General features: G+C 53.2%; 2 tRNA genes. Both read left to right on the forward strand.

The features are described from left to right. Positions 1-77 (forward strand) — tRNA-Arg (locus ACCC97_RS28875). A 115-nt stretch (positions 78-192) separates the two neighbouring features. Then, positions 193-269 (forward strand) — tRNA-Arg (locus ACCC97_RS28880).

Here is a 269-nt window from a genome sequence, read left to right on the forward strand (position 1 = left end):
GCGGCTGTAGCTCAGTTGGATAGAGTACTTGGCTACGAACCAAGGGGTCGTGGGTTCAATTCCTGCCAGCCGCACCATCACTGAAAATGCCCGGAAGATTCTTCTTCCGGGCATTTTTCTTTTGTGCCTTCGCGATGGATCGACCGGTGAAGTCCGAAAGGTCGATAAAAGCGGGCTATAATTGCAAGCTGTGCGGCTGTAGCTCAGTTGGATAGAGTACTTGGCTACGAACCAAGGGGTCGTGGGTTCAATTCCTGCCAGCCGCACCA

Source organism: Variovorax sp. Varisp85 (assembly GCF_047304045.1).
In the GTDB taxonomy this organism is placed as follows: Bacteria; Pseudomonadota; Gammaproteobacteria; order Burkholderiales; family Burkholderiaceae_C; genus Variovorax.